The organism is Mesorhizobium sp. P3_A9, from assembly GCF_056402975.1.
In genome coordinates this window covers 1-1,067 of the sequence record NZ_JBFUGJ010000717.1, presented here as the reverse complement: position 1 = coordinate 1,067, position 1,067 = coordinate 1, and the positions used below count along the sequence as shown (strand labels likewise).

Genomic DNA, 1,067 nt, shown 5'->3' with positions numbered 1-1,067 from the left:
GGCTCGGGCCAATCGGCAGCGTCTTGCGGAAGAAGCCGTAGGCGGCGAAAGAGAAAGCCAGCGCCAGCGAYACCCARGGCAGCTTGCCGCCCTCGATYGTCAGCASCGTGACSGCGAYCGCCGCCAGCGCSACMGCMGCGATCTGCAACCGATCGAGCCTTTCGCCCAGCAGCACGGCTCCGACCACGACCACGACCAGCGGGTTGATGTAATAGCCGAGCGCGGTCTCGACGGTGCGGTCGACGGAGATCGCCCAGACATAGATGCCCCAGTTGACCGAGATCAGCGCTGCCGTCAGCGCCGCCATGGCAATGGTGCGGGGTGAGCGAATCGCCGCCTTGAAATCCGCCGTGCGGCCGGCCCAGACCAGAACCGCGGCGGCGATCGGCACCGACCAGACGATGCGGTGRGCGATCACCTCSGCMAGCGGCAGATGCGCSACCGCCTTCATGTAGAAAGGCAGCARYCCCCACAAGAGATAGGCGSCSAGCGCCARCARGAAGCCKCGACGGGCYTTKGMATCTGCWTCCAGGSSAATTGCTTCAGCGACCATGGSCCAACGCTATGGCCCAGTAATCTTGGCAAGACCATCGCAAAGTTCTGATGGATCAATGGACTTTTGGTGATGGTTCAAGCGGTCGCCTTCGAAGAACTGCGTCCCCGAGAGCTATGCCAATAAACTTGTCAGCTCATTTCTGGACCGGCTTCTCGACAAGCTCAAAGAAAAGCCGGCCGGGCGCGCCCTCATCATGCCTGAAGCCCGTCAACTCCTTTGCAAGATCGACAGGAATGTCGAAAACGACGTCGACTCCTGAGCGTTCGGCATCTTCTTCATCCTGTTTTGCAAAGGCCTCCTGCCTTACGCCTTCAAAGGATGTCGGAAGGTCGCCTGTGGCATGAAGGTCTCTGACGTTTTTGTCGCCGGTATGCCATACTTTCCAGATGTTCTTTCCGCTGCTCCAGAATTCGGCGCGAGCAAACATGGTATGTTCTTCTATGTGCACGACGACCATTTCCCTGCCCTGCGAGAACGCCGACAGATAGCTGTCGGGAGGATTGGGAAAGCT

At 59.6% G+C, this 1,067-nt stretch carries 2 protein-coding genes; both read right to left on the bottom strand.

Annotated elements, in window-relative coordinates; translation table 11 throughout:
- Nucleotides 1-553: EamA family transporter RarD (gene rarD / locus AC1DX0_RS36250; RefSeq protein WP_477359361.1), on the bottom strand; the 553-nt coding region annotated here is incomplete at its 3' end.
- A gap of 136 nt (nucleotides 554-689) precedes the next feature.
- The coding region (locus AC1DX0_RS36245; RefSeq protein ID WP_477359358.1) for a hypothetical protein at nucleotides 690-1,067 on the bottom strand (378 nt) is incomplete at its 5' end.